General features: G+C 72.5%; 23 protein-coding genes. 15 read left to right on the top strand and 8 right to left on the bottom strand.

From position 1 onward, the window contains the following. Positions 1 to 215 precede the first annotated feature (215 nt). From OHA37_RS03780 to OHA37_RS03735, 10 genes are all read left to right on the top strand, one after another. A complete protein-coding gene (locus OHA37_RS03780; protein WP_266912489.1) occupies positions 216 to 1307 on the top strand; it encodes a serine hydrolase domain-containing protein in 1092 nt (363 codons plus the stop codon). A 269-nt stretch (positions 1308 to 1576) separates the two neighbouring features. Continuing rightward, positions 1577 to 2863, top strand: a complete 1287-nt coding sequence (locus OHA37_RS03775) for an extracellular solute-binding protein (protein ID WP_266902426.1) — start codon at positions 1577 to 1579, stop codon at positions 2861 to 2863. Between the two features lie 214 nt (positions 2864 to 3077). Next, on the top strand, positions 3078 to 3932 hold the full coding sequence (locus OHA37_RS03770; RefSeq protein WP_266902424.1) for a CAP domain-containing protein: 855 nt from the start codon (positions 3078 to 3080) through the stop codon (positions 3930 to 3932). Between the two features lie 247 nt (positions 3933 to 4179). Further along, on the top strand, positions 4180 to 4743 hold the full coding sequence (locus OHA37_RS03765) for a hypothetical protein (protein ID WP_266902422.1): 564 nt from the start codon (positions 4180 to 4182) through the stop codon (positions 4741 to 4743). Between the two features lie 296 nt (positions 4744 to 5039). Then, positions 5040 to 5834, top strand: coding sequence for a thioredoxin family protein (locus tag OHA37_RS03760; RefSeq protein WP_266902420.1), 795 nt, complete (start codon positions 5040 to 5042; stop codon positions 5832 to 5834). After that, positions 5831 to 6460: a TlpA disulfide reductase family protein gene (locus OHA37_RS03755; RefSeq protein ID WP_266902418.1), complete on the top strand. Its 630-nt coding sequence runs from the start codon at positions 5831 to 5833 to the stop codon at positions 6458 to 6460. Before OHA37_RS03760 ends, OHA37_RS03755 begins: the two co-directional genes overlap by 4 nt. A gap of 26 nt (positions 6461 to 6486) precedes the next feature. Beyond that, entirely contained in the window at positions 6487 to 7299 is an 813-nt protein-coding gene (locus tag OHA37_RS03750; protein ID WP_443046285.1) for a cytochrome c biogenesis CcdA family protein, read from the top strand. A gap of 69 nt (positions 7300 to 7368) precedes the next feature. Next, positions 7369 to 7932: a hypothetical protein gene (locus OHA37_RS03745; RefSeq protein WP_266902416.1), complete on the top strand. Its 564-nt coding sequence runs from the start codon at positions 7369 to 7371 to the stop codon at positions 7930 to 7932. A 27-nt stretch (positions 7933 to 7959) separates the two neighbouring features. Next, positions 7960 to 8688 carry a response regulator transcription factor gene (locus tag OHA37_RS03740; RefSeq protein WP_266902414.1) on the top strand — a complete coding sequence of 243 codons (729 nt, stop codon included), beginning with the start codon at positions 7960 to 7962 and terminating at the stop codon, positions 8686 to 8688. Beyond that, a complete protein-coding gene (locus OHA37_RS03735; protein WP_266902412.1) occupies positions 8685 to 10088 on the top strand; it encodes a sensor histidine kinase in 1404 nt (467 codons plus the stop codon). The genes OHA37_RS03740 and OHA37_RS03735 overlap by 4 nt, the downstream gene beginning before the upstream one ends. A 65-nt stretch (positions 10089 to 10153) precedes the next feature. Here the strand turns inward: OHA37_RS03735 and OHA37_RS03730 are convergent, their stop codons facing one another. The 8 genes from OHA37_RS03730 to OHA37_RS03695 all read right to left on the bottom strand — a co-directional run bounded on the left by OHA37_RS03730 (position 10154) and on the right by OHA37_RS03695 (position 18518). Further along, positions 10154 to 10786: a TetR/AcrR family transcriptional regulator gene (locus OHA37_RS03730; protein ID WP_266902410.1), complete on the bottom strand. Its 633-nt coding sequence runs from the start codon at positions 10784 to 10786 to the stop codon at positions 10154 to 10156. A gap of 142 nt (positions 10787 to 10928) precedes the next feature. Next, positions 10929 to 11789, bottom strand: a complete 861-nt coding sequence (locus OHA37_RS03725) for a 3-hydroxybutyryl-CoA dehydrogenase (protein ID WP_266902408.1) — start codon at positions 11787 to 11789, stop codon at positions 10929 to 10931. Between the two features lie 170 nt (positions 11790 to 11959). Continuing rightward, the gene (locus OHA37_RS03720) at positions 11960 to 13135 is read right to left on the bottom strand and encodes an acyl-CoA dehydrogenase family protein (protein ID WP_266902406.1); all 1176 of its coding nucleotides are present in this window, start codon (positions 13133 to 13135) and stop codon (positions 11960 to 11962) included. A 79-nt stretch (positions 13136 to 13214) separates the two neighbouring features. Beyond that, positions 13215 to 14390, bottom strand: coding sequence for an acyl-CoA dehydrogenase family protein (locus tag OHA37_RS03715; RefSeq protein ID WP_266902404.1), 1176 nt, complete (start codon positions 14388 to 14390; stop codon positions 13215 to 13217). A 67-nt stretch (positions 14391 to 14457) separates the two neighbouring features. After that, the gene (locus OHA37_RS03710) at positions 14458 to 16542 is read right to left on the bottom strand and encodes an acetate--CoA ligase family protein (protein ID WP_266902402.1); all 2085 of its coding nucleotides are present in this window, start codon (positions 16540 to 16542) and stop codon (positions 14458 to 14460) included. Position 16543: 1 nt separating this feature from the next. Then, entirely contained in the window at positions 16544 to 16735 is a 192-nt protein-coding gene (locus OHA37_RS03705; protein ID WP_266902400.1) for a ferredoxin, read from the bottom strand. Further along, positions 16732 to 18048 carry an NADH-ubiquinone oxidoreductase-F iron-sulfur binding region domain-containing protein gene (locus OHA37_RS03700; RefSeq protein WP_266902398.1) on the bottom strand — a complete coding sequence of 439 codons (1317 nt, stop codon included), beginning with the start codon at positions 18046 to 18048 and terminating at the stop codon, positions 16732 to 16734. Before OHA37_RS03700 ends, OHA37_RS03705 begins: the two co-directional genes overlap by 4 nt. Further along, positions 18045 to 18518 (bottom strand): hypothetical protein, encoded by a 474-nt coding sequence (locus tag OHA37_RS03695; RefSeq protein ID WP_266902396.1) that lies wholly within the window; start codon positions 18516 to 18518, stop codon positions 18045 to 18047. The genes OHA37_RS03700 and OHA37_RS03695 overlap by 4 nt, the downstream gene beginning before the upstream one ends. Positions 18519 to 18926: 408 nt before the next feature. Between OHA37_RS03695 and OHA37_RS03690 the strand changes: the two genes are divergently transcribed. The 5 genes from OHA37_RS03690 (at position 18927) to OHA37_RS03670 (ending at position 24422) form a co-directional block, all read left to right on the top strand. Next, positions 18927 to 20177, top strand: coding sequence for an aromatic ring-hydroxylating oxygenase subunit alpha (locus OHA37_RS03690; protein WP_266902394.1), 1251 nt, complete (start codon positions 18927 to 18929; stop codon positions 20175 to 20177). 118 nt (positions 20178 to 20295) lie between these two features. Next, entirely contained in the window at positions 20296 to 21426 is a 1131-nt protein-coding gene (locus OHA37_RS03685) for a polyamine ABC transporter substrate-binding protein (protein ID WP_266902392.1), read from the top strand. Between the two features lie 103 nt (positions 21427 to 21529). Next, positions 21530 to 22351: an ABC transporter permease gene (locus OHA37_RS03680; protein WP_266902390.1), complete on the top strand. Its 822-nt coding sequence runs from the start codon at positions 21530 to 21532 to the stop codon at positions 22349 to 22351. Then, a complete protein-coding gene (locus OHA37_RS03675) occupies positions 22348 to 23298 on the top strand; it encodes an ABC transporter permease (RefSeq protein WP_266902388.1) in 951 nt (316 codons plus the stop codon). Before OHA37_RS03680 ends, OHA37_RS03675 begins: the two co-directional genes overlap by 4 nt. A 5-nt stretch (positions 23299 to 23303) precedes the next feature. Continuing rightward, positions 23304 to 24422, top strand: a complete 1119-nt coding sequence (locus OHA37_RS03670) for an ABC transporter ATP-binding protein (protein WP_266902386.1) — start codon at positions 23304 to 23306, stop codon at positions 24420 to 24422. Positions 24423 to 24449: the final 27 nt, after the last annotated feature.

Below are 24449 nucleotides of genomic sequence, written 5' to 3'. Positions count from 1 at the left end.
CGTCTTCGCGGCCGTGTTGCAGGCGCGCGCGTCTTCGGGCCACCCGGTAGCGTTGATGGTGTGTGTTGCGCCCCGGCCACCGCAGGGCGGAGACCCGGTGACGGTCGTCCCTTCTTCGGCGGCGCCGCATCGCTGAACCTTCCGATAGCCAAGGCGGCTCCGCTCGTGGCTCGTGGACGTCCCGGCGGAAGAAGAAGGTGGTGTCCGTGAATCGGATGGCGTCATGGTGCGCGGCCGGGGGCGCCGTGGTCGTGGTCCTGCTGACCGGTGCCGCAAGTCCGCAGCAGGCCTACGCGACCGGCGATGACCGGGAGAAGCGCAGCGCGGATGTTCTCCGGCAGCTGGTGCCTTCTCCTGACGGCCCGGGCTGTGCGGCAGCTGTCGGCGTGCGGGGGAACGTCGTCTGGGAAGCGGGGAAGGGGAAGGCCGATCTGGCGACAGGGCGCGCCATCACCTCGAAGACGGTCTTCGACATGGCATCCAACTCCAAGCAATTCACCTCGGATGCCGTCCTCTTGCTGGCCGGACGGCACCAACTCGCGCTGAGCGACCCGCTGTCCGAGTTCTTCGATGACCCGCCAGCCTGGATGCGGAACGTCACCCTGGGCGACCTCATGCGTCACACCAGCGGCATAACCGACTACCAGGATCTGCTGGAGGCCAAGGGAGTCCAGCTGACGGATCCGGCCGGTCAGAAGGAAGCGATCGCCGCCATCCTCGCCTCGCAGCCGGAAGATCCGCCGGGCAAGCGCTTCTCCTACTCCAACTCCAACTACATCCTCCTGGCGCACGTCGTCGAACGGGTCACCGGCAAGCCGTTCCCCACCTTCGTCCAGCAGGAGTTCTTCACCCCACTGCAGCTGCGCATGACGTTGTCCCCGGCGGTGGACGTTCCCGGGAAGGCGAAGTCGTACGAGGAGAAGGACGGCTCCTTCACTCCCACTTCCTCCCCCTGGAAACAGTACGGAGACGGGTCCGTCCAGACCGACCCCGGGGAAATGGTCCGCTGGGCCGACAACTACCGCACCGGTCGCATCGGTGGACCGGAACTGCTCACCGGGGTCACGCAGGGATCGGTGAGCGTGGGCGACGTCCTGCGTCCGCGCGGCATCGAGGAAGGGCGGTACGGAGCCGGGATCCTCGTCCTCCCCGACAAGAGCCTGGTGCACCGCGGCGACTGGGAGGGGTTTCACAGCACCTTCAAGGTGAGCCCGGACCGCAGTACCGCCGTCACCGTCGTGTGCAACGTGGATGCGCCCGACCATTTCCGTGCGGCAAACGAACTGCTGGACATCTGGACCGACTGATGCCCCAGGGTCTGGGTGCACCGAAGCCCACTTGCTTGCCTGAAACGAGTGTTCCAGTGTTCTACGCGCGTCCGATCCGTCAAGTACTCGTGGGAACGCACAATCCGGAAGCGCCCGGTTTGGGTCATCTCCCACACATGTTCGTCCGGGTACACCAAACGCGTCATGACGTGGAGAGAATCCCGGCCATCGGGTAGCGACGGAACAGCCTCCGGCCCGATGCGACGTGAGCAGTGACGGAATCCGAAGAACATCAAGGGAACACACCCATGCGACGAAGGATCCTCGTGCGGGCCGCCACCGCGGCCGTACTCGGTCTGCTGGTACCACTCTCCGGATGCGGGACCTCCCCGGGCGGTGCGGGCGACGACGGGACCCTGTTCCTGGTGGCCGCCGAGTACGGGGACACTCCGGCCACCAGTTCCGAGGTCTTCTGGTCCAAGGTGACCAGTGACTTCACCGCCGCCAACCCCGGTATCAAGATCGAGGTCAGGCTGCTTCCGTGGGCCGACATCGACCGCGAGGTCACCGCCATGGTCAGGGACGGCAAGGCGCCGGACATGGCCCTCATGGGTTCCTACTCGGACTTCGCCGCGCAGGACCGGCTCTACTCCGCGGAGGAACTCCTCTCGGTCAACGCCGAGGCGAACTTCCTCGCCCCGCTCGCCGACGCGGGCTCCGTCGGCAGCAGCCTCTACGGCCTGCCGTTCGTGGCGAGCAGCCGCCTGCTCTTCTACAACGAGGCCCTGTTCGACAAGGCCCGCATCAAGGCCCCCGAAACCTGGAGCGAACTCAAGGCCGCCGCCAAGGCGTTGAAGGCCAAGGGCGTGAAGTACCCGTACGCCCTGCCGCTGGGCCCGGAGGAGGCGCACGCCGAGACGATGATCTGGGAGCTCAGCAACGGAGGCGGGTACGCCGACAGCAGCGGCGACTACAGCCTGGCGTCCGACCGCAACGTCAAGACGTGGAACTGGGTGAAGGACCAACTGGTCACCCCCGGCCTGACCGGCCCCACCCCGCCGTCCCAGCTCAACCGCGCCGACGCCTTCGCCGCCTTCCTGCGCGGCGAGGTCGGCATGCTCAACGGCTACCCCTCCCTCTACCACGAGGCGCGCGCCAAGGGCATCGGCGTCGGCACCGTTCCGATGCCGGTCTCGGACACCCTCGGCTCCGACGAGACACCGCCGGCGGTCGGGGTGGCCGACTGGATGATGGCGTTCAAGCAGAACGGAAAGCGCGCCGAGATCGGCAAGTTCCTGGAGTTCGTCTACGAGGACGAGAACCTGTCGGAGTTCGCCGGCCGCTACCACCTGCTGCCGTCGACCGTCTCGGCCTCGCGAGCCCTGGCCGGCAGCGACGGCATGGACAAGACCGACGCCGAGTTCCTCACCGCGCTGCGCAGCGCCCGGCTCTACCCGGTCAACGACCCGTCGTGGATGGCGGTCAGCGACACCATCAAGCGCAACATCGGCCGCGCCGTGGAACCGGGCGGAGACCCCAAGGTGGTGCTCGAAGACATAGCCGCCAAGGCGAAGCAGGCCGGTGAGCGGCGATGACGCCGCAGGCGTAGGCCCTCGCGCGGGGTGAGGTGGCCGTGCTGCCGCGCGGGCCGGCGGGTGCCCGGACGGTCGAGTTCCTACGGCGTTCCTGTGCCGAGTCTGCGGGCTTCCTTAAGGGACCTTGAAGAACGCCTCCGGACCCCCGTTTTCGCTGGTCATCGGCCTACGCTCAGGGACCCGTCCTCCCTTCTCGCCGAGAGGTGCCACAGGCATGAGCCGCAGCCGAACCCCCGGAGCCCCGTCCCGCGTCGAGGCGCGACGGAAGAAGACGGTGCGCACGCGCATCGTGCTGTCCCTCGGCACGGCGGCCGCGGTGGTGGCGGTCGGAGTCGCGGTGGCCGATTCCGGCGAGGGCGCACGTGCGACCGGGGCGAAGGCCGCGGCGGCGGGTTCCGGTGGTGAGCGGGCGACGGCAAGTCCCTCGTCCGCCGCCCCCACGCTCTCCGCCGACGCCGCGTCGGCGACGGGTGCGATGCCGTCCGCGACGCCCACCCCCTCCGCCTCGGGATCGGCCTCGCCCACGAAGACGGCGACGGAGAGCCGCCCGGCCTCCGCGGCATCCACCCCGGCCGCCAAGCCGAAGCCGCCGACCCGTACGCCCGCCGCGACCACCGGCGGCGGCGGTTCGGGCAGTTCCGGTGGGTCCGGTGGTTCCGGCGGTTCGGGCGGCTCCTCCGGTGCGTCCGGCGTGGAGTCCGCGGTCCTGTCCCTGGTCAACAAGGAGCGGGCCGCCGCCGGTTGCGGTGGGCTGACCGTGAACGCCAAGCTGAGTGCCGCGGCGCGGGCGTACAGCGACACGATGGCCCGCAGCGGGGTCATGTCCCACACCGGCCCCGACGGCTCCACCATGACCACCCGCGTGGAAGCCGCCGGATACGGCTGGTCCCGGCTGGGGGAGAACATAGCCCGCGGGCAGTCGGACGCCGCCGCGGTCATGAACGCGTGGATGAACAGCCCCGGCCACAAGGCCAACATCCTCAACTGCGGGTTCAAGGAGATCGGCATAGGTTTCCACAAGGGCGACGGCGGCCCCTGGTGGACACAGAACTTCGGAGCGCCGAGGTAGGAACTCCCACCTCTCGCTCCCACCCTCTCGCTCCCACCCCTCACTCCCGCCCGTCACCCCCACCTGCCACTCTCCTCCGGGCCCGCCCCCACGGGGCCCGGCAACACGTCCTCCTGGCCCGTACGCGGGCCGGGAGGACGTCGGCGTTCCCGGCCGGATCGGGGTCCGGCCGGGGTCCGGCCGGCAGGCCGCGTTCTTACGGGGGAGGCGGTGACGGGCGGCCCGCCGGGTCGGTCACTATGGGGCCGTGCCCCGAATTCCGCGCTACTTGCTCATATGGCTGTCGTGCACCGCCGCCAGCGTGACCGCCGTGCTCGCCACGGTCCAGTTCGTGGTCGGTTCGACCAGGCACACGCCTCCGGTCGCGCGGTCCGCCCCCATGGTCGTCGACACTCCGCCGGCCTGGCAGGCGTCGCAGGGGCAGTCGCCGAGCCCGCAGTCCCCGAGCCCCACCCCCAGCGGTTCGCCCTCCGCGACCATTCGGCCGTCCTCCCCGGCCGCGACGCCCACTTCGGTCAAGGCCTCGCCGGGAACGCCCCGGCCGACAGCGCCCAAGCCATCCGTCGACTGCGCCGAGGGCGGACCGGGCCTGCACACCGTCCCCTCGGAGGGCGGCAAGGTCACCGTGCGCTACGGCAGCCGCGGCGTGTGCCTGATCTCGGCCGTACCCGGCCGGGGATACAAGGCCGGCACGTCGCAGACCGCGGACGACACCCTGACCGTCACCTTCACCAGCGCGAACCACCGCTCGGTCATCACGGCGACGATCACCCCGTCGGCGCGGGCCAGCGTGCGCGAGACCTCCTTCTGACCGGTCCGCACCACTCGCCCCCCTGATCCCCTTTACGGATTTCACCCCCTTCTGCACGCCCATCGCCCGGACCCCGGTGAAGCGGAAGGTGAGCTGTTCCTTAGGGGAACCTCAAGATCACGCGCATCCGGTTCCGGTGGCCCCCGGCCGTCCTATGCTCGCGTCAGCCGAGCGGCCTCCGGCGCCCGGGCACACCTGCCCCGGCGCCCGACGAGCCGTCGCGCCACCGGCTCCACCGATCCGGAAGGCGTCTCGCGCTTCCCGTAGTCCGAACCGTGCCTTGGGGTGTCTTCGTCATGACTTCTCGCATACTCCGACCCGTCCGCGCAGCCCGCCGTACGACGAGCCCGCGCTCCGCCGTGCCGCTGGGCGTGCGGCTCCCCCTGGTGACCGCGGCCGTGCTCGCCGCCGGGCTGACCGCAGCGTGCGGTCCTTCGTCCACCCAGTCCGTCGGCGCCGCCGCGCCGACGACGGCCGGACAGTCCTCGCAGGCCCTTCCGGCCGGCACGGAGTCGGCGTCCGCCGAGGCGTCCTCGACCGGGTCCGCCACGCCGTCCGCGTCGCCGTCGCCGTCGCCGTCCGCATCCGCGTCGGCCAGTACCGCCGCCGGCGCCTCGCCCACCCCCTCGCGCGCCCAGCCCGCCAAGCCCGCCCCCAAGCCGTCCCGCACCTCCGCCGCGCCCGCCCCGGCGGCCCGGATACCCGGCCCCGGCTACGACAGTTCGGCCGACGCGCAGAAGCTGATCGACGCCGCGCTGCGCGCGGCCAAGACCGACGGGCGGATGGTGCTGCTCGACTTCGGCGCCAACTGGTGCGGCAACTGCAAGGCGGCCGACAAGGTGTTCGCCCAGCCCAAGACGGCATCGATCCTCGGAGCCTCGTACCACCTGGTCAAGGTGGACATCGGCGGCAACAGCTCCGCCAACTCCGCCCTCCTGCGCAAGTACAGCCCCTCGGGCGGGACCTACAAGATGCCCGTGCTGGTCGTGGTCTCGCCGTCCGGCACCGTGCGCACCGACACGCACGTCACCGGCAACCCCGCCCTGACCGCGGACGGCATCGGCTCCTTCCTCCGCCAGTGGGCGTCATGAGACGAGCGGTCCCGCGCCCCACCGCCCTGGCCGGTGCCGCGCTCGCGGTGGCCCTCGCCGGGTGCCTCTACGCCGCTGCGGGCGCGGCCTCCGACGACGACGGCGACGGCGGCGGTGGGCAGCCGTCCGGACCGGGGAGCGTTGCAGTCAGACCCATGGCCGCGGCGGCGGTCGTGGACGCGGGCGCCCGACCGCAGGCGCCCGCGCTGGCGGGCGCCGACCTGGACGGAAAGCCGGTCGGCCTCGCCGGGTTCCGGGGCCAGGTCGTCGTCCTCAACGTCTGGGGATCGTGGTGCGGGCCCTGCCGCGCGGAGGCCGACGACTTGGAGCGGCTCAGCGCGCAGACCCGGGCGCAGGGCGTCCGGTTCCTCGGGATCAACACCCGCGACCGGGACCGCGCGGCGGCGCAGTCCTTCGTACGCGCGCACGGCCTGGGATTCCCCAGCCTCCACGACCCCTCCGGCGAGCTCCTGCTCCGCTTCCCGCCCGCGCTCCTCAACCCGCAGACCATCCCCTCGACGCTGGTGATCGACCGCCGCGGCCGGATCGCCGTCAGCATCGGGGGAGCGGTCACCGACGAGCAACTGCGGCCCTTGGTCGCCCGCGTGGCGCAGGAGACGTCGTGACGGCGCTCACCGCCATGGCGGCGCTCATGGAGATGACGGCGCTCACCGGCATGACGACGGTCGCCGAAACGATGGCGCTCGCCCCCACCGACGCGACCCCCTCCCTCCTCCACGGCACGCCGGCCGTCGCCGCCCCCGTGGCGTTCTTCGCGGGACTCGTCTCCTTCCTCTCCCCGTGCGTACTGCCCCTCGTGCCGGGCTACTTGAGCTACGTGACCAGCCTGTCGGTGTCCGACCTGGCGGACGCCCGCGGCGGGCGGCGCGGCCGCATGGCGGCCGGCGCGCTGCTGTTCGTCCTGGGCTTCACGGCCGTCCTCGTCTCCGGGGGAGCCCTGTTCGGGTACGTCGGCCGCACCCTGCTGGCCCACCAGGAGGTGGTCACGCAGGTGCTCGGCGTCTTCACCGTGCTCATGGGGCTGTCCTTCATGGGGTTCCTGCCGGGCTTCACCCAGCGGGAGTTCCGCAGCCACCGGCGGCCCGTGCTCGGTCTGGCGGGCGCACCGCTGCTGGGGGCGGTGTTCGCGGTCGGGTGGACCCCGTGCATCGGCCCGACGCTGGCCGCCGTACAGGCGCTCGCCTGGAGCGAGGCGAGCGCGGCCCGCGGGGCCCTGCTGATGGCGGCCTACTGCCTCGGGCTGGGCCTGCCGTTCATCCTCGCCGCCCTGGCCTTCCGCCGGGCCCTGGGCGCCTTCGGCCTGGTCAAACGGCACTACCAGTGGGTCCTGCGGATCGGCGGCGGCATGCTCGTCCTCGTCGGCGTACTGCTGGCCACCGGCGTGTGGAACGACCTGGTGTACCGGCTCCAGTTGTGGAGCGCGGCGTACACCACAGCCGTCTAGACCGCGGCCCTCCCCCCCCGCCTTCCCTCCCCCCTCGCCTTCCCTCCCTCCCCTGACGAAAGCACGGCCATGAACGTGTCCCCGTACGCGCACCCCTCCTCCCGCACGGCCCGCCTCGCCGCCGCCCTGCTCTGTCTGGCCGCGGTCACGGCCTGCGGCGAGCAGCCCGCCGAGACCGCCTCCGCGCCCACGACGAGCTTCTCCGAGAACGGGGTCACCGTCACGCTCTCGGTGTCCGAGTGGCATCCGCCGAGGGCCACCCTGACCGCGGTCTTCACCCCCGAGGAGAAGGGGTTCCACCTCTACAGCACCGAACTGCCGGCCACCGGAATCGACGGCGTGGGCCGGCCGACCTCGATGGACGTCATCGGCGTCCTGCGGGCGGACGGGAAGCTCACGGCCGCGGCGGACGTACGGACGATCAGCGTGCCCGGCGTCGACGCCCCGCTCCCCGTCTACCCGGACGGGCCCGTCACCACCACGCTGCCCGTCCGCCTGGACGGCAACGGCGACGCGACCGTACTGCTCGGGTACGCGAGCTGCAGCGCGGAGGAAGGCTGCACCATTCCGGTCTCCGACCGCCCCGTCCACCTGCGCGTCGGCGACGGGGGCCCGGCCTTCGGGGACCGATAGGAACGAACGTTCACCTAAGGTGTGCCCATGCCGAGCGTCCTGGTCGTCGAAGACGACCCCAGCATCCGCCAGTCACTCATCGAAGTCCTGACGGAGCACGGGTATGCCGTACGCAGCGCGGGCGACGGGTTCGGCGCCCTGCGCGAGGTCACCCAGTCGCCCGTCGACGCCGTGGTCCTCGACCTGGGGCTGCCCGATCTGGACGGAGGAGACGCACTGCGCATGATCCGCGGCATCTCCTCCGTTCCCGTGCTGGTCGCCACCGCCCGCGACGACGAAGCGGAGATCATCCGGCTCCTCAACGCGGGCGCCGACGACTACCTGGTCAAACCCTTCTCCGGGGGACAGCTCATCGCACGCCTCTCCGCCGTCCTGCGGCGCACCAGCCACCTGCCGCCCGCCCACGCCGCGCACGGCGCCCGGGGCCAGCTGCCGGCGGCGGCCGAACCGCTGCGCCCCACCACCGTGGGCGAGCTGGCGGTGGACCCCGGGGCGCGCACGGCGTACCTGTCCGGCCGAGAGCTCCGGCTCACCCGCCGCGAGTTCGACCTCCTGGCCTTCCTCGCCCACCACACCGGCCAGGTCGTCTCGAAACGGCGGCTGCTGACCGAGGTCTGGCGCGAGCCGTACGTCGACGACCAGACCGTCGACGTGCACCTGTCCTCGCTGCGCCGCAAGCTCGGCGAACGCGCGGCCGCCCCGCGCTACCTGCTGACCGTCCGCGGCGTCGGCATCAAGCTGGTGGCGCCGCGGTGAGACGCTCCCTGGCCGGAGTGGCGCTCGCCGTCACGTCCATGGTCGCCCTCTCCTTCCTCATCCCGCTGGCCGCCCTGGTCATGTCGCTCGTCAAGGAGCAGAGTGTCACCGCCGCCGAGCAGCGGGCCGCCGCCCTGGCCCCCGTACTGACCCTGACCACGGATCCGTCCGCCCTGCGGGAATCCGCCGCCAGCCTGGACGCGGCCGAGTACGTGGTCGTCCACCTGCCGGAGGCCCCCGCCCTCGGCACGTCCCGGGCCCCCGCGGCGCTGCTCGAACGCGCCCAGCAGGGCCGCGAGTCCATATCCGAACGGATCCCCGGCGGCTGGATCTGCCTGCAGCCGGTGGTACTGCCCGGCGACCAGGTCGCCGTCATCGAGAACTTCGTCCCCGAACAGGAGCTGACCCGCGGGGTCACGGCCTCCTGGGCGGTCATGCTCCTCCTCGCCGTCGGACTGGTCGGAGGCTCCGTCCTGGTCGCCGACCGCCTCGGCGCCAAGGTCGTCCGGTCCTCCAAGAGGCTCGCCCACGCCTCCCAGGCCCTGGGCCGGGGCAATCTGGACGCCCGCGTGGACCCCATGGGGCCCAGGGAACTGCGTGAGGCGGGCATCGCCTTCAACACCATGGCCCACCGGATGACCGAGCTGCTCGCCGTCGAACGCGAACTGGTCGCCGACCTGTCCCACCGGCTGCGCACCCCGCTGACCGCCCTGCACCTGGCCACGGAACGCATGGCCGGCTCACCGGAGTCGGCCAGGGTCGAGGCGGCCGTCTGCGCACTGGAGACGGAACTCCGGGCCATCATCACCGCGGCCCGCACCCCGCTCGCCGTGGGCCCCATGGGACAGGGCATGCTCGGCCCGGAAGCGGGCACGGCGCACCAGGCCACGGGCCCGGGACCGGCCGGCCCCCGCTGCGAGGCGGCGGACGTCGTACGCCGCAGGACCGCCTTCTGGGCGGTCCTGGCGGAGCAGCAGGACCGCCCCTGCTCCCTCGACCTCACCCAGGAGTCCGCGGCCGTCGGCCTCTGCGAGGACGACGTCGCCGCCGTGGTGGACGCGCTCATCGGCAACGTCTTCCGGCACACCCCGCCCGGTACCCCGTTCGCCGTACGTGTCGCCCGTACCGCCCAGGCCGTGGAACTGGTCGTGGAGGACGACGGTCCGGGCATCCCCGAACCGGACCAGGCACTCTCCCGCGGAAGCAGCAGCGGCTCCTCGGGCCTCGGCCTCGACATCGCCCGCCGGGCCGGCTCCGTCACGGGCGGCTCGGTGCGCATCGCCCGCGGACCCCGCGGCGGCGCCCGGATCACCGTGGTCTTCGGCCTGGCGGCGCCCCTGCCGTCCGGACGCGGGCCGCGCGCCTCCCGGCGGCGTACGGGACGGCCGCGCGGGCGGTGAAGGCCAGGGGCGACCCAGGCCCGGGGGCGACCCAGGCCCGGGGCGCCCGGGTTCCGCCCGCGCCGTCAGACCGCCGGGGCCACCGGAGCGACCTCGGGGAAGACGGGGGCGATCCCGAGGGCCGGCGCGATCGCCCGCCAGATCGTCGACTGGGCCGTGGCGAGGTCGATCCGGGGGTCCTCCAGCATCAGGCGGTTGCCGAGGCCGTCGCACAGGGCCAGCACCAGCGTGCCGACCTCGGCGACGTCGCAGTCGGTGAACTCCCCGGAGGCGATGCCCCGTTCCACGACTCCGGCGACCCAGGCGTGCAGTTGGTCGTACAGGTCGACGGCGAGGTCACGGGCCGTGCCGTCGCGCAGGGCGCGCACCCACAACTCCTGCCAGAGCTTCCAGTCCTGGCGGAGCTCCTCGTCCGTGGGCAGCATGCTCCGTACGATCCGGGCCAGCACGGCGGCGGCCGGGAGCGAATCGTCCTCGCTGCCCGTATCCGTACCGGTCTTGGCGAAGGAATGCGTCATCGCCTCGGCGAAGAGCTTCTCGCGGGTCTCGAAGTGATAGTGGAGCAGGGCCTTCGAGACACCGGCGGCCTCGGCGACCTTGCGCATGCTGACGTGCTCGAAACCGATGTCGGCGATCACTTCGCACGCGGCCGTGAGGATCCGCTCACGCGTTTCGAGTGCCCGTTCGGCCTTGGTCACGTGGGCTGCTCCCCGTGTCGGCACCCGTCGGAAGGGGTGCATGGGTAAGTGGAAGGGCCCCGGCGGCCCCGCCCGCCGGACCCCCATCCTCGCGCATGGGGCGTCCGGGCCGCGGCTGTCGGGGCACCTGGGCCGTCCCAGGTCAGGAATAGGTGTGGAAGCCCCGGCCGGTCTTGCGGCCGAGCAGGCCCGCGTCCACCATCCGGGCCAGGAGGGGCGGAGGTGCGTACAGCGGCTCGCGGTACTCCGTGTACATCGACCGGGCGATCGCCTGGACGGTGTCCAGTCCGATGAGGTCGGCCAGGGCGAGCGGCCCGAGCGGGTGCGCGCACCCCAGGGTCATGCCGCGGTCGATGTCCTCGGCCGACGCGGTCCGCGACGCGGCCATCCGTACGGCGGCCAGCAGGTACGGGACGAGGAGCGCGTTCACCACGAACCCTGCCCGGTCCTCCGCGTGGACGACCTGCTTGCCCAGCACGCCGGAGGCGAACTCCCGCGCGCGCCGGACGGTTTCCGCGGAGGTGAGCAGGGAGGGCACCAGCTCGACCAGGGGAAGCACCGGGACGGGATTGAAGAAGTGGAGGCCGACGACCTGCTCCGGCCGGGACGTGGCCGCCGCCACCCGGATGACCGGGATGGAGGAGGTGTTCGTCGCGAGCACCGCGTCCCTGCGCTCGACGGTCCGGTCGAGCAGGGCGAAGACCTCCAGCTTCGCCCGCTCGTCTTCGGCCACCGCCTCGACGACGAGGTCCCGGTCGGCCATCCGGTCCATGTCCGTGGTCATGGCGATCCGGCCCGCGGCGGCGTCGCGTTCGGCGGTGGTCAGCTTTCCGGCCGCCGTGGCGCGGGCCAGGGAGCGGGTGATCCGCTCCAGGCCGGCGTCCGCCGCACTCCGGCTCGTCTCCACCACCACCACGTCCCGCCCGGCGCGGGCACAGACTTCGGCGATGCCGGAGCCCATCAGGCCGCAGCCCACGATCCCGACGCGTTCGACATCGGTCATCGGTTCTCCCTCTTCGGACTCGGACGGTTCTCGTACGGACGGTTCTCGTACGAGCGGTTCGCGTACGGGGCTTCGCGTACAGGGCTTCTCGTACGGGGCTTCGCGTACGGGCGGACGCGGCGGCGGTCCGGGCAGTGGCCCGCGGGCGTGGCCCGGACCGCCGCTCCGGGTCACACCGAGGACGGCATCCGCAGCACACCGGTGCCGCGCTTGACGAGTTCGCCCGCGACGATGAGGCGCTGGATCTCGGAGGTGCCCTCCCAGATGCGGTCCACGCGCAGTTCGCGGTAGAGCCGCTCGACGGGGTACGAGCGGTCGTAGCCGCGGCCACCGAAGATCTGCAGGCAGCGGTCGATGACCCGGCCGGACGCCTCGCTCGCCGACAGCTTGGCGATGGCGGCCTTCGCGTGCAGCGTCTTGCGGTCGAGGACGCCTTCGTCGACCTCCCAGGCGACCTGGTGGGTGTAGGCGCGGTTGACGGCGATGTCGACGGCGCAGTCGGCGAGCATGCCCTGGATCAGCTGGAAGTCGGCGATGGGGGAGCCGAACTGGCGGCGTTCGACGGCCCAGTCGCGGGCGAGTTCCAGGGCGCGCTCGGCCGCTCCGATCGTGCGCGCGGCGATCATCAGCCGTTCCTCGGTGAACCAGGAGCGGGTGATGTCGTAGCCGGAGCCGACCTCCCCGAGCACCGCGTCCGCGGGCAGACGGACCTCGGTGAAGGTGAACTCGGGGTGCTCGTAGACGAAGGTGTGCATCCAGCGGGGCACCCGGGTCATCTCGATGCCCGGGGTGTCCTTGTCGACGAGGAACAGGGTCGGTGCCCGCTCCTCCCCGGCGGCCGCGAGCACGATCATGAAGTCCGCGTGGTCGCCGACGGTGACGAACCACTTCTCGCCGTTCAGCACCCAGCCGCCGTCCTGCGTACGCGTCGCCGTGGTCCGCAGGCTCTGCGGGTCGGAGCCCGCCTCGGGCTCGCTCACCGCGTAGCAGTCGCGGCGCTGTCCCCGGATCACCGGGACGAGGTACCGCTCGCGCTGCTCCGGCGTGCAGAAGGACAGGGCGTTGGCCGGACGCCACACCATGTCCCACAGGGCGCCGGTGAGCCGGCCGAGTTCGGCCTGCACGGTGACCTGCTCCAGGATGCTCAGCCCGGCGCCGCCCCACTCCGCGGGCATGTTGACGGCCTGGAGGCCGCTGTCGAGGACGGCGTCGCGGATCTCGGTGTGGGCCTGCGGGGGCAGTCCGTTGTTCTCCTCGCAGTCGAGCTCGTACTTCATGATGAACCCGGTGAGGGCGCGCGCCGAGTCGCGGAGCTCTTCCTGACGGGCGGTGAGGCGGAAGTCCATGGTCTGTTCGTCCTCGTCCTTGAGATCGTGATCGTGGTTGCGGGGTGGCAGGCGGTGGCAGGCGGTGGCGCGGGGCCCGTTAGGAGCGGCCGGGCAGCGCGAGCGCCCCCGTACCCCGCTTGACGAGCTCGTTGGCGATGATCAGGCGCTGGATCTCGGAGGTGCCCTCCCAGATCCGGTCGACGCGCAGTTCCCGGTACATCCGCTCGACGGGGTACGAGCGGTCGTAGCCGCGGCCCCCGAAGATCTGGACGCACCGGTCGATGACCCGTCCCGCGGCCTCGCTCGCGGCGAGCTTCGCCGTCGAGGCCTTGGCGTGCAGGGTCTTGGGGTCGGTGTGCGGCTGGTCGGCCTCCCAGGCGACCTGGTGGGTGTAGGCGCGGTTGACGGCGATGTCGACGGCGCAGTCGGCGAGCATGCCCTGGATCAGCTGGAAGTCGGCGATGGGGGAGCCGAACTGGCGGCGGCCGACGGCCCAGTCGCGGGCGAGTTCCAGGGCGCGCTCCGCCGCTCCGACGGTCCGGGCGGCGATCATCAGGCGCTCGTCCGTGAACCACTCCTTCGTCAGCTCGTAGCCGTTGCCGACCCCGCCGAGCACGTCCTCGTCGGCGACGAAGACATCGGTGAAGGTGAACTCGGGGTGCCCGTTCACCGCCGAGTGCATGAACCGGGGGACCCGCGTCATCTCGACGCCCGCGGCCCCCTTGTCCACGAAGAACAGGGTCGCGGCCCGCTCCGGGCCCGCATCGGCCTGCACCAGCAGGAAGTCGGCGATGTCACCGCAGGTCACGAACCACTTCTCACCGTTGAGCAGCCAGCCGCCCTCGGTGCGTGTCGCCGTGCTCGTGCACGAGCCGGGGTCCGAGCCCGCACCGGGTTCGGTGACCGCGAACGCATCGAAGCGCTCGCCCCGGATCACGGGCAGGAGGTACTTCTCGCGCTGCGCCTCGGTGCCGTGGGCGAGGACGTTCGCGGGCCGCCAGGGGATGTCCCAGAGGCAGTTGGTGACCTTGCCGAACTCCTCCTCGACGATGACCTGGTCCAGCAGGGACAGGCCGGCCCCGCCCCAGGCGGCGGGCATGTTGATCGCGTAGACCCCGGCGTCCATGGCGGCGCGGGTCAGTTCGCGGACCGTCTCGGCGGGCAGCGGGCCGCCCGCTTCCTCGGACTGGTCTTCGTACCCCATCAGGAGTCGTGCGTAGGCGGCGGCGCGGGCCTTGAGATCGGCCTGCTCGGGCGTGTAGCGGAAGTCCATGGCGTGCTCCGGTGCCTAAGGGTCGTAAGTAGCAGGTGAGTTGAGGATTGGAAGGGGCGTACCGGGCTCAGCCCAGGACGGCCCGCGCGTCCAGTGCCAGGGCGCCGTCCGGGCGGACCAGGAGCGGGTTGACCTCCAGCTCGGCGATCTCGGGATGCGCGGCGGCCACCGTCGTGATGCGTTCGATCACGGCGGCTGCGGCGGCCACGTCGAGGGCGGGCCGGCCGCGGACACCCGCGAGCAGGGCGGCGCTCCGCAGCCCCCGCAGCAACTCCTCGGCCCGCCGCGCCGGTACGGGCGCCAGCGCGAAGGCCACGTCGCGCAGGGTCTCGGTGAGGACCCCGCCGAGCCCGACCATGGCCACCGGTCCGAAGCGGGGGTCGCGGTTCACGCCCACGATCAGTTCGACCCCGTCCGAGAGGTCCGCCATCGCCTCGACCGAGTACGCGCCGGCGCCGAGCCGGGCGCGCATGTCCCGGTAGGCGGCGAGGAGTTCCTCCCGGCCGGCCAGGCGCAGCGCCACGCCACCCGCGTCGGACTTGTGCAGGAGGTGCAGGGCCTTCAGTACGTACGGACCCTCGAACTCCGCGGCCGCGGCCAGCACTCCGGCCTCGTCGGTGACCTCCCGCGCGGCCGGGAAGGGCACACCGGCGGCGCCGAGCAGCCCGCGCACCGCGTGGTACCCCGGATCCCGCAGCGGCGCGGCGGCGGCGGGGAGTGCGGGCAGCGCGGCCAGTCGCGATGCGGAGCCCGCCGCCCGGCCGGTCATCGCCGACAGCGCGCGGGCGGCGTCCTCGGTGGCGGCGAACACCGGTATCCCGGCCCCGGCCAGCACCCGGCAGCTCGGCGACCCGGGATACATCGACTGCACGACCAGGGGTTTGGGCGACTCCGCGAGGTGGGTGACGATCTTCTCGGCGGCCCGGGTCTCGCCCTCCGCGAGCACGGAGCCGGTCGCCTGGCCGCCGCCCAGGCCGCCCTCGGACGCGGCGTACCCGCCGAAGTAGCCCGTCATCAGGACCGCGTCGACCTCCTCGGCGGCGAGCAGGTGCCCGACCGCGTCGGCGTACGAGAGGGGCTGCTGCTCGCCCATCCCCGCCAGGTCGACCGGATTGCCGACCGCGGACTGCGGCCACAGCACGGTCCGCAGCCCTGCCTGGGTCGCCTCGGCGAGCTCCGGCACGTCGAGCCCGGCGTCCTCGGCGGCGTCGGCCGCGATCGCCCCGTGGCCGCCGCCGTCGGTGAAGACCGCGGTCCGGCGGCCTCCCCCAAGAGGTCCGGGCCGGCTGCTCACGGCTGCCAGTACGACGGTCATCTCCCGTGGAGTGCGTACGAGTTCCACCCCCGCGTCGCGGCAGGCGGCGGCCACGACGTCGGCCGAGGTGGTGAGCGCCCCGGTGTGCGACTGTGCGCTGCGGGCGGAGGCGGAGCCGCGCCCGGCGGTGAGCAGGACCACCGGCTTGCCCGCCGCGGCGGCGGCCGCGGCGAAGGCCCTGCCGTCGCCGAAGTCCTCGGCGTACACGGCGATCGCCGTGGTGGCCTCGTGCCGGGCGCAGTCCTCGACGAGGTCGACGAGGGTGACGTCGGCCTGGTTGCCGAGGGAGACGAACCGGGAGAAGCCCAGGCCGTGCGGAGCGCCGCGCAGCTGGAGTTCGAGGGCGAGGTTGCCGCTCTGGCTCAGCAGGGCGGTGCCGCCGGGCGCGAAACGGTCCGAGGCGAGGTACAGCTCGGTCGTGTTGTCGGCGATGCCCAGGCAGTTGGGGCCGACGAGCACGGCTCCGGCCTCCCGGACCCGGGCGACGACCGCGCGCTGGCGGGCCGCTCCCTCCGGTCCGGCCTCGGCGAAGCCGGCGGTGATGCCGACGATCGCCTTCGCCCCGCAGGCCAGGGCGTCTTCCACGGCGGCCTCGAAGCCGCTGCCGGGGACGGAGATCACCACCAGCTCGACGGGTTCGCCGATCGCGGCCAGGGACGGGGCCGCCCGTCTGCCGAGTACGGTGCCGCCGCGCCGGTTCACCAGGTGCACCGGGCGCCGGCCATCGGCGCGGAGCGCCTGGGAGGCCACCGCGTGGCCGTACTTCGCCGGATCGTCGCTGGCGCCGACCACGGCGACCGAGCACGGGTCGAAGAGGGCGGTCAGATCGCGTCCCATGTCACTTCTCCACTCGGAGCGCGGAATTGGGGCAGCTCTCGGCGCAGGCGCGCGCCGCTTCCTCGCCACCGGGCGGGACGGCGACGGCGATGACCTTCGCGTAGCCCCACTCGTCGAGTTCGACCAGGTGGGGTGCGTGTTCCTGGCACAGTCCGTAGCCCTGGCAGCGGGTGGAGTCCAGCAGGAGTTTCACGGTGTTCCTTTCAGCACGGGCGAGCGGGGTACGGTCACGGCGTCCGCGGCGTCCAAGGCCGCCCCGGCGACCTCCGGTACGGCCACGGCGAGGCGGCCCCCGTGGCCACGCCCGGGCAGGGCGGCGGCGCAGCTCGGACAGGACCCCCGCAGGTGGGACCGGACGGGTCCGGGGAAGGCGGTCAGCAGGCTGCCGGCGAGGCCGGCGGCAGCGTCGAGCAGGCCGCACGCGCCGCGCCCGCGCAGCCCCAGCGACCACCGCTCCAACCGGGCGGGGATGTCGGGCGCGGCGGTGCCCGCGGCGAGGGCGTACACGGCGTCGCGGACCGCCGCGGTGCCCGAGACGCAGACCCCGCACTGCCGTGCGCTCTCCGCCGCGAGGTGGCCGACGGCGTCGGCGGCGGTGCTCACGGGGCAGGCTCCGGCGGCGAGGAAGCGGATCGCTCCGCAGCCCAGCCCGGTGCCCGCGGCGGCGAGCGCGCCCGGTTCGAGGGGGAGGTCCAGGGCGCGGGCGTGGACGAGTCCGCCGAACAGTCCGCCCATCAGGGCCCCGGCCGGGTCCGGGACGCCGAGCGAGGCGGCCAGCGTGCGCAGGGGGGCTCCGTAGGCGACTTCGGCCAGGAGGGGGACCGCGCTCCCGCCGGACAGGGTCACCAGGGTGGAGCGGGCGATCGCCTGCCGCAGGCCGGGGCGGGTGGCGGTGAGGGCGATGCGGGCGAGCGTCTCGACGTTGGACACCAGGGTCGGCGCGCCGCCGACACCGCGCTCGAAGGGGCGGGGCGGTTTGGCGGTCGGCAGGGCGGGCCCGCCGTCGATCCGGCGGACGACCGCGCTCTCCTCCCCGGCGACGTAGGTGTGGGCGGTCTCGACGACCTCCACGGGCAGCCACGGCTCCCGTTCGGCGAGGGCCCGGCGGACGCGGGCTGCGGCCACCGGGTCCGAGACGTAGACGTAGCCGCGGGTGGCCCCGGTGATGGCTGCGGCGCGGGCGAGGCCGTCGAGGACCAGGTGGGGTCTGGCCCGCAGCAGCCAGCGGTCCTTGACCGAACCGGGCTCGCCCTCCTCGCCGTTCGCCACCACCACCGGGACCCCGCCGTGCTCGCGGACGGCACGGAGCTTGACGGCGGCCGGGAAGCCGGCCCCGCCGCGCCCGCGCAGACCGGATGCGGCGAGGTGGCGCAGCAGCTCGTCCGGGCCGGTGGCGTCGGCGTAGCCGCCGGTGGCGAGGTACGCCTCCGCGTCCTCCGCCGTGTCCGGTGCGGCCCCGAGCACGGAGCCCGTCGGCCGCCCCGTCGGGAATCGGATCGTGGTCATCGGCTGCTTCCTGTCGGGGAGTTGGTGCGCAGGGTCCGTACGGCGCGCTCAAGTGCGGCGCGGTCCCCGGCGGCGGTGGCGTAGCCCGTTCCCGGGAGGCCGATCAGCATCCGGTGGTGGTCGAGGACCACCTCGCCGGCGAGGAGGGCGGCCGGGCGGTCGCCCTGCCCGGGGCCGTCGGCACCGTCGGCAACGGCGGTCACCAGGGTGGTGACCTCGGCCAGGTAGCGCAGCCAGCCGCGCCGGCTGCCCCGCAGGATCAGGCGCTCCAGGCGGCGCCGCTCGGAGGCCACCAGCTCTGCCGGCGGTTCGGGATTCAGGGGACGGGCGGGGCCGGGGGGCTCCCTGGGCCCCGTGGGCTTCGTAGGGGGATGGCGCGAGGAGGCGCGGAGGGCGGCGACCGCAGCGGGCAGTTCCCGCTCCGGTTCGGGGGTGAGCCCGAGCCAGTCCAGACGGCGACGACCGCTCATGCGTGCCTCCGGGAGGGATGGGGGTGCCGTGGGCCGCCGGGCCGGTGACGGGGAGCCCGGGGCGGGGAGGAGATGCCCCGGGCTCACCGCGGGGGACGCCGACGGCGTGCGGCAAGAAGGGATGGAGGAGGGGGTGCCGGCCCGGGCGGGTGCCAGGGCGGCGGGGCTGCGTCCGGCCAGACAAAGGGCCCAGAAGTGGATGAACTCCGGTGCAGCGACGAGAATTACGCTAGCTGACCGATCGGTCAGCGTACAAGTCTTGACCCGGCGGAAATCAGCCAGCAATCTGGCTGTCCAATCGGTCAGCAAGGCCTCGGCGTCCGCCCCGGCCCGCTGCCCACCGCCGTGTCGTCTCGATGTCCACCGCCGAGACCGACCGCCGCACCGCCGGTACGGAGGAGTCACCCGATGCACTCCAGAGCCCCCGAGAAGCCCCCCACCGATCAGCCGGTCCCCACCGACCAGCCGGTCCCCACCGATCAGCCGGTCCCCGCCGCCCCGCCGGTCCCCGATGTCCCCGGGCCCGCCCTGTCGGCCCGCTACTACACCGATCCCGACACGGCCGCCGAGGAGGTCCGCCAGGTCTTCGCCAAGGCCTGGCAGCTCGTCTGCCACGAGTCCGACCTGCCGAACCCGGGCGCCCGGCTCGCCGCCACCGTCGCGGGCCGCGAGGTACTCGTGGTCCGCACCGAGGACGGCGCCCTCGCCGCCCACCTCAACGTGTGCCGCCACCGCGGAACGCGCCTGGTCACGGCCCCCGAACCGGAGGGGAAAGCGATCCGCTGCCCCTACCACGGCTGGACCTACCGCCTCGACGGAAGCCTGGTCGGAGCCCCGGAGGCGCGGCAGATCCCCTGCCTCGACAAGCCCGCGCTCGGCCTGCTCCCGGCCCGCGTCGAATCCTTCCTCGGCTTCGTCTTCGTCAACCTCGACCTCGATGCCGTGCCCCTGGCGCAGCAGTGCGCCGGGCTCGCCGAGGCCGTCGGTCACTACGCCGGGGCCGGCCTGGTGCCGGTCGGCCGCGCCCGGATCCACGACCTGGCCGGAGCCGAGGTCCAGGAGGCCAACTGGAAGGTGACGGTCGACAACTACCTGGAGGGCTACCACGTGCCGGTGGCCCACCCCGGCCTGATGCGGTTGCTCGACTACCAGGCCTACACCTGCGAGATCGAGGAGTCCTACGCACTCTTCGCCTCGCCCCTGCGGGACAAGCCGTCCTCGAACTGGGCCGAACGCCTCTACCAGCGCATCGCCGCCCCCATGCCCGGCCTCACCGAAGCCGACCGGCGGATCTGGCGGTACGCGGTCATCTACCCGAACACCCTCATCGACTTCTACCCCGACCACGTCCTGGCCTGGACCGCGATCCCGACGGCCGTGGACCGGGTCGCCGTCCCCGGCGCGTTCTACACCCGGCGCGGTACGGGCCTGCGCACCCGCCTCGCCCGGCGCCTGAACATCCACATCGGCTGGATCACCAACGACGAGGACGTCGAGCTGGTCGCCCGCGTACAGAAGGGGCTCTCCACCCCCGGCTTCGAACCCGGCCCGCTGTCCCGCCGCGAGTCGGCGGTCGCCTGGTTCGCCGGCCGCATCCGGGCGGACCTGGACGCCGGCGCCGATCCCGACGCGGCCGACGCGGCCGGCGCCGAGCGCTGAACCACCCCTGAGACACCCTTCGTTCGCCCTGCGCCCTCCACGTCACGCCCGCTACGCCGCCCCCCGCACGTCGTCCCAACCGCCGTCCCCCCACGGCCCCCTACGGAGAGGACCCCGCATGTCCCCCGAGGCACACCCCCTGTCCAGACGCTCCCTCCTCCGCGCCGGCACCGCCGCCGCCCTCGGCCTCGCGGCAGCCGGCTGCGGATTCGCGTCCGGTGACGATCCGGCCGGCACAGCGGCCGAGGAGGCGCCGATCGACGTCAAGGTCGACGGCGACCTCGTCTACTTCAACTGGGCCGACTTCGTCGACCCGGCCGTCTTCCAAGGCTTCGAGAAGGAGTACGGCGTCAAGGTCGTCCAGTCGAACTTCGACTCGATGGAAGGCATGGCCGCCAAGCTCAACTCCGGGAACCAGTACGACATCATCTTCCCCACGGCGAAGTGGTCCCAGCGCCTCGCCGCCGGGGGCAGGCTGCGCACGATCGACCACACCCGGCTGAAGAACGCCGAGGCCGTGTTCGGCGGCTACGACTACTTCGCCGACCCCTGGTACGACCCCCGCTCCCGGCACACCGTGCCCTTCACCATGTACAAGACCGGCATCGGCTGGCGCCGCGACCGGCTCGGCGAACTGACCGGTTCCTGGGACGACCTGTGGAACGAGCAGGCCAAGGGCAAGGTCTTCGTACTCGACGACCGCGACGAGGTGCTCGGCCTGGGCGCGCTCAAGCTCGGCCTCGGCCTCACCACCGACGACCAGGGCGATCTCTCGCGCGTCACCGACACCCTGCGCTCGCTCCGCCCCCGCCTGCGCGGCTTCTCCAGCGACAGTTACAACAACCTGCTCAACGGCAACGCCGATATGACCCAGGCGTGGAGCGGGGACATGGCCGCCATGCTCGCCCAGGCGGAGGACCCGTCCGTCTTCGGCTTCGAAGTCGCCCGCGAGGGCGCTCCCCTCAACTCCGACTGTTACGCGATACCCGTCAACGCGCAGCACCCCGGGACCGCGATGCTCTTCATCGACTACATGCTCCGCCCGGAAAACGTGAAGAGGAACATCGAGTACATCGGCTACCCCATGCCGGTCCGCGGCAGCGAGGACACGTACGCCGCGCTCGTGGAGCCCTTCCCCCAGTGCCAGGTGACGGCGGCCGACCTCAAGAACGACCTCTACTTCCGCAACGGCACGGCCAAGGGCGAGCAGCTCCGCGACGCCGCCTGGACCGATGTGAAGGCCGGCTGACATGGCACGACCTGATCCCCGGGATCCGCAGGACCGATCCGGCCCGGACCGTCCGCCCCGCAGGGGCCGGGCCGCGTCGGAGGGGAGGCTGTGGACCTGGTTCATGCTCCCCGGCACCCTGTGGATGACCGGCTTCCTCCTCGCCTCCCTGCTCCTGGTGGCCACCCTCGCCTTCGGCACCACCGACCCGCTCGGCAATCCGCGCTTCGGGCTCAACTTCGAGAACTTCGCCGCGCTCGCCGATCCGGCCTACCGCACCGTCCTGCTGCGCTCGCTGGGCTACGCGCTGATCACCTGCCTCATCTGCCTGGCCGTGGGCTACCCCGTCGCCTACGCCATCGCCCTGCGCGGCGGCCGCTTCAAGAACCTGCTGATCGCCGCGATCGTCGTCCCGTTCTTCGCCAACTACCTGGTACGGATGTACGGCTGGTCCGTCGTGCTCTCCGACGACGGGCCGGCGCTGAAGGCCCTGCGCGCGATCGGCCTCGCCGACGGCGACAGCAAGATCCTCCAGACCGCCCCGGGGGTCATCGCCGGACTCGTCTACGGATTCGTCGTCTTCATGATCATTCCGCTGTACGCGGCCATGGAGCGCATGGACACCTCGCTCATCGAAGCCGGACGCGACCTCTACGGCGGCCCCTTGAGGACCTTCCTCTTCGTCACCGTGCCCGCCACCCGCCAGGGCGCGGCCGCCGGCTGCGTCCTCGTCTTCCTGCCCGCCATGGGCGACTTCGTCAGCGCACAGCTCATGGGAGGCCCCGACCAGATCATGATCGGCAACCTGATCCAGGACAAGTTCTTCCAGGGCCAGAACTGGCCGCTCGGCTCGGCCCTGACCATCCTGCTCATGGCGGTCCTGCTGCTCGGGATGCTCGGCTACCTGAAGCGCACCCGCAAGGACGAGGCGGAGGCGGTCCGATGAACCCGCGCCCCGTTCCCCGTACCGCACCTTCCGCGCCGAGCGGTGCGCCGACCGTACGCGCCACCGCCCCGCGGACCGCCGGCGAGGCGGAGAAGCGGCCCGCCACCCGGCCGCGCCGCCCCGGGAGGCGGCGCCGCGGAGCCGACCGCCGGCCCCGGTTCGCCATCGCCGTCACCGCGGTCTTCTTCGCGCTGCTCTACCTCCCCGTCGGCGTCGTCGTCCTGTTCTCCTTCAACGCGCAGAAGTCCCTCACCGTCTTCGACGGCGTGAGCCTGCGCTGGTACCGCGCGTTCCTCCGCGACGACGCGCTCATCGGCTCCCTCGGCATGAGCCTGCGGGTGTCCCTGGTCGCGATGGCCGTCTCGCTCGTCCTCGGAGTGGCCCTCGCCCTCGGACTGGTCCGGGGCCGGAGCCGCCTCGGGTCCTTCGCCGGCCTGGTCATGCTCGTACCGCTGATCACCCCGGAGATCGTCACCGGCGTCGCCGCGATGATGCTCTTCAAGGGCCTCGGCATCACCCTGTCCACCACCACCGTGATGCTGGCCGAGATCACCTTCTCCATCTCCTACGTCACGGTCATCCTGCGCTCCCGCATCGCCGCCCTCAACCCTGAGGTCGAGGAGGCGGCGATGGACCTCGGAGCCACCCGCGGGCAGGCCCTGCGCCTGGTGACCCTGCCCGCGCTGCTCCCCGGCATCCTCGCCTCCGGGGTACTGATCTTCGCCCTGGTCTTCGACGACTTCGTCCTCGCCTACTTCACCACCGGCGTCGACCCCCAACCGCTCTCCGTCCGCATCTACTCGGCGATCAGGTTCGGCGTCCAGCCCACCATCAACGCCGTCGGCACCCTCATGCTCGTCGGCTCCATCGCCCTCATCGCGTTCGCCCTCGCCATCCCGCGCCTCTTCGGCCGCCGGGGCGGCCTCGATCTGCTTCCGGGGAAGTGACACCCATGCAGCACCCGAACCCTGATCCGCCCGCGGAACCGAACGCCGTGGACGCGCACCCCGCCGTCCGCCTCGACCGGGTCGCCAAGCAGTACCGCACCACGGACACCTACGCCGTCCACGACGTCACCCTCGACATCGCCCCGGGCGAGTTCTTCTCCCTCCTCGGCCCCTCCGGCTGCGGGAAGACCACCCTGCTGCGCATGATCGGCGGCTTCATCGACCCCTCGGAGGGCAGCGTCCTGCTCGACGGCGAGGACGTCACGGGTCTGCCGCCCAACAAGCGCAACGTCAACACCGTCTTCCAGAGCTACGCCCTCTTCGACCACCTCTCGCTCGCCGACAACGTGGCCTTCGGCCTCAAGCGCAGCGGCGTGCCCCGCGCCGAGATCCGCCAACGGGTCGGCGACATGCTGGACCTCGTACAGCTCGGAGAACTGGCCGGCCGCAAACCGCCCACGCTCTCCGGCGGCCAGCGCCAGCGCGTCGCCCTGGCCCGCGCCCTGGTGAACCGGCCCCAAGTCCTGCTCTTGGACGAGCCGCTGGCCGCCCTCGACCTGAAACTGCGGCGCCGGATGCAGGTCGAGCTCAAGCAGATCCAGCGGGAGGTCGGCATCACCTTCGTCTTCGTCACCCACGACCAGGACGAGGCCCTGACCATGTCGGACCGCCTCGCGGTCATGAACGAGGGCCGCATCGAGCAGTGCGGCACGCCGGAGGACGTGTACGAGCGCCCCACGAGCAGCTTCGTCGCCTCCTTCATGGGAACCTCCAACCTGGTACCGGGGACCTACCGCTCCGGCCGCGTCCTCCTCGACCAGGGCCCCGCCCTGCCCGTCGGCCCCCGGTCCGGCGTCCCCGACGGCAGCCGGGTCAGCCTCTCGATCCGCCCCGAGAAGATCTGGCTCTCCGGCTTCGAACCGGGCATGGCCCAGGTCAGCGGAGTCGTCCGGGAGACCGTCTACTCCGGCCCGACCACGACCTACCTCATCGAACTGGCCCCCGGGGTCACGGTGTCCGTACTGGAGCAGAACACCGTCCGCTCCCGCATGGAGGACCGCTGGAGCGGCGGCGAGCAGGTCGAGATCGGCTGGAACCCCGAACACTGCCTGGTCCTCGACTGACTCGACCTTGGTGGTCCCTGGGCCGGG

This window comes from Streptomyces sp. NBC_00335, from assembly GCF_036127095.1.
Lineage (GTDB): Bacteria > Actinomycetota > Actinomycetes > Streptomycetales > Streptomycetaceae > Streptomyces.
Note: the sequence above shows the minus strand (reverse complement) of the source record. Positions and strands in the feature narration are given on the sequence as shown.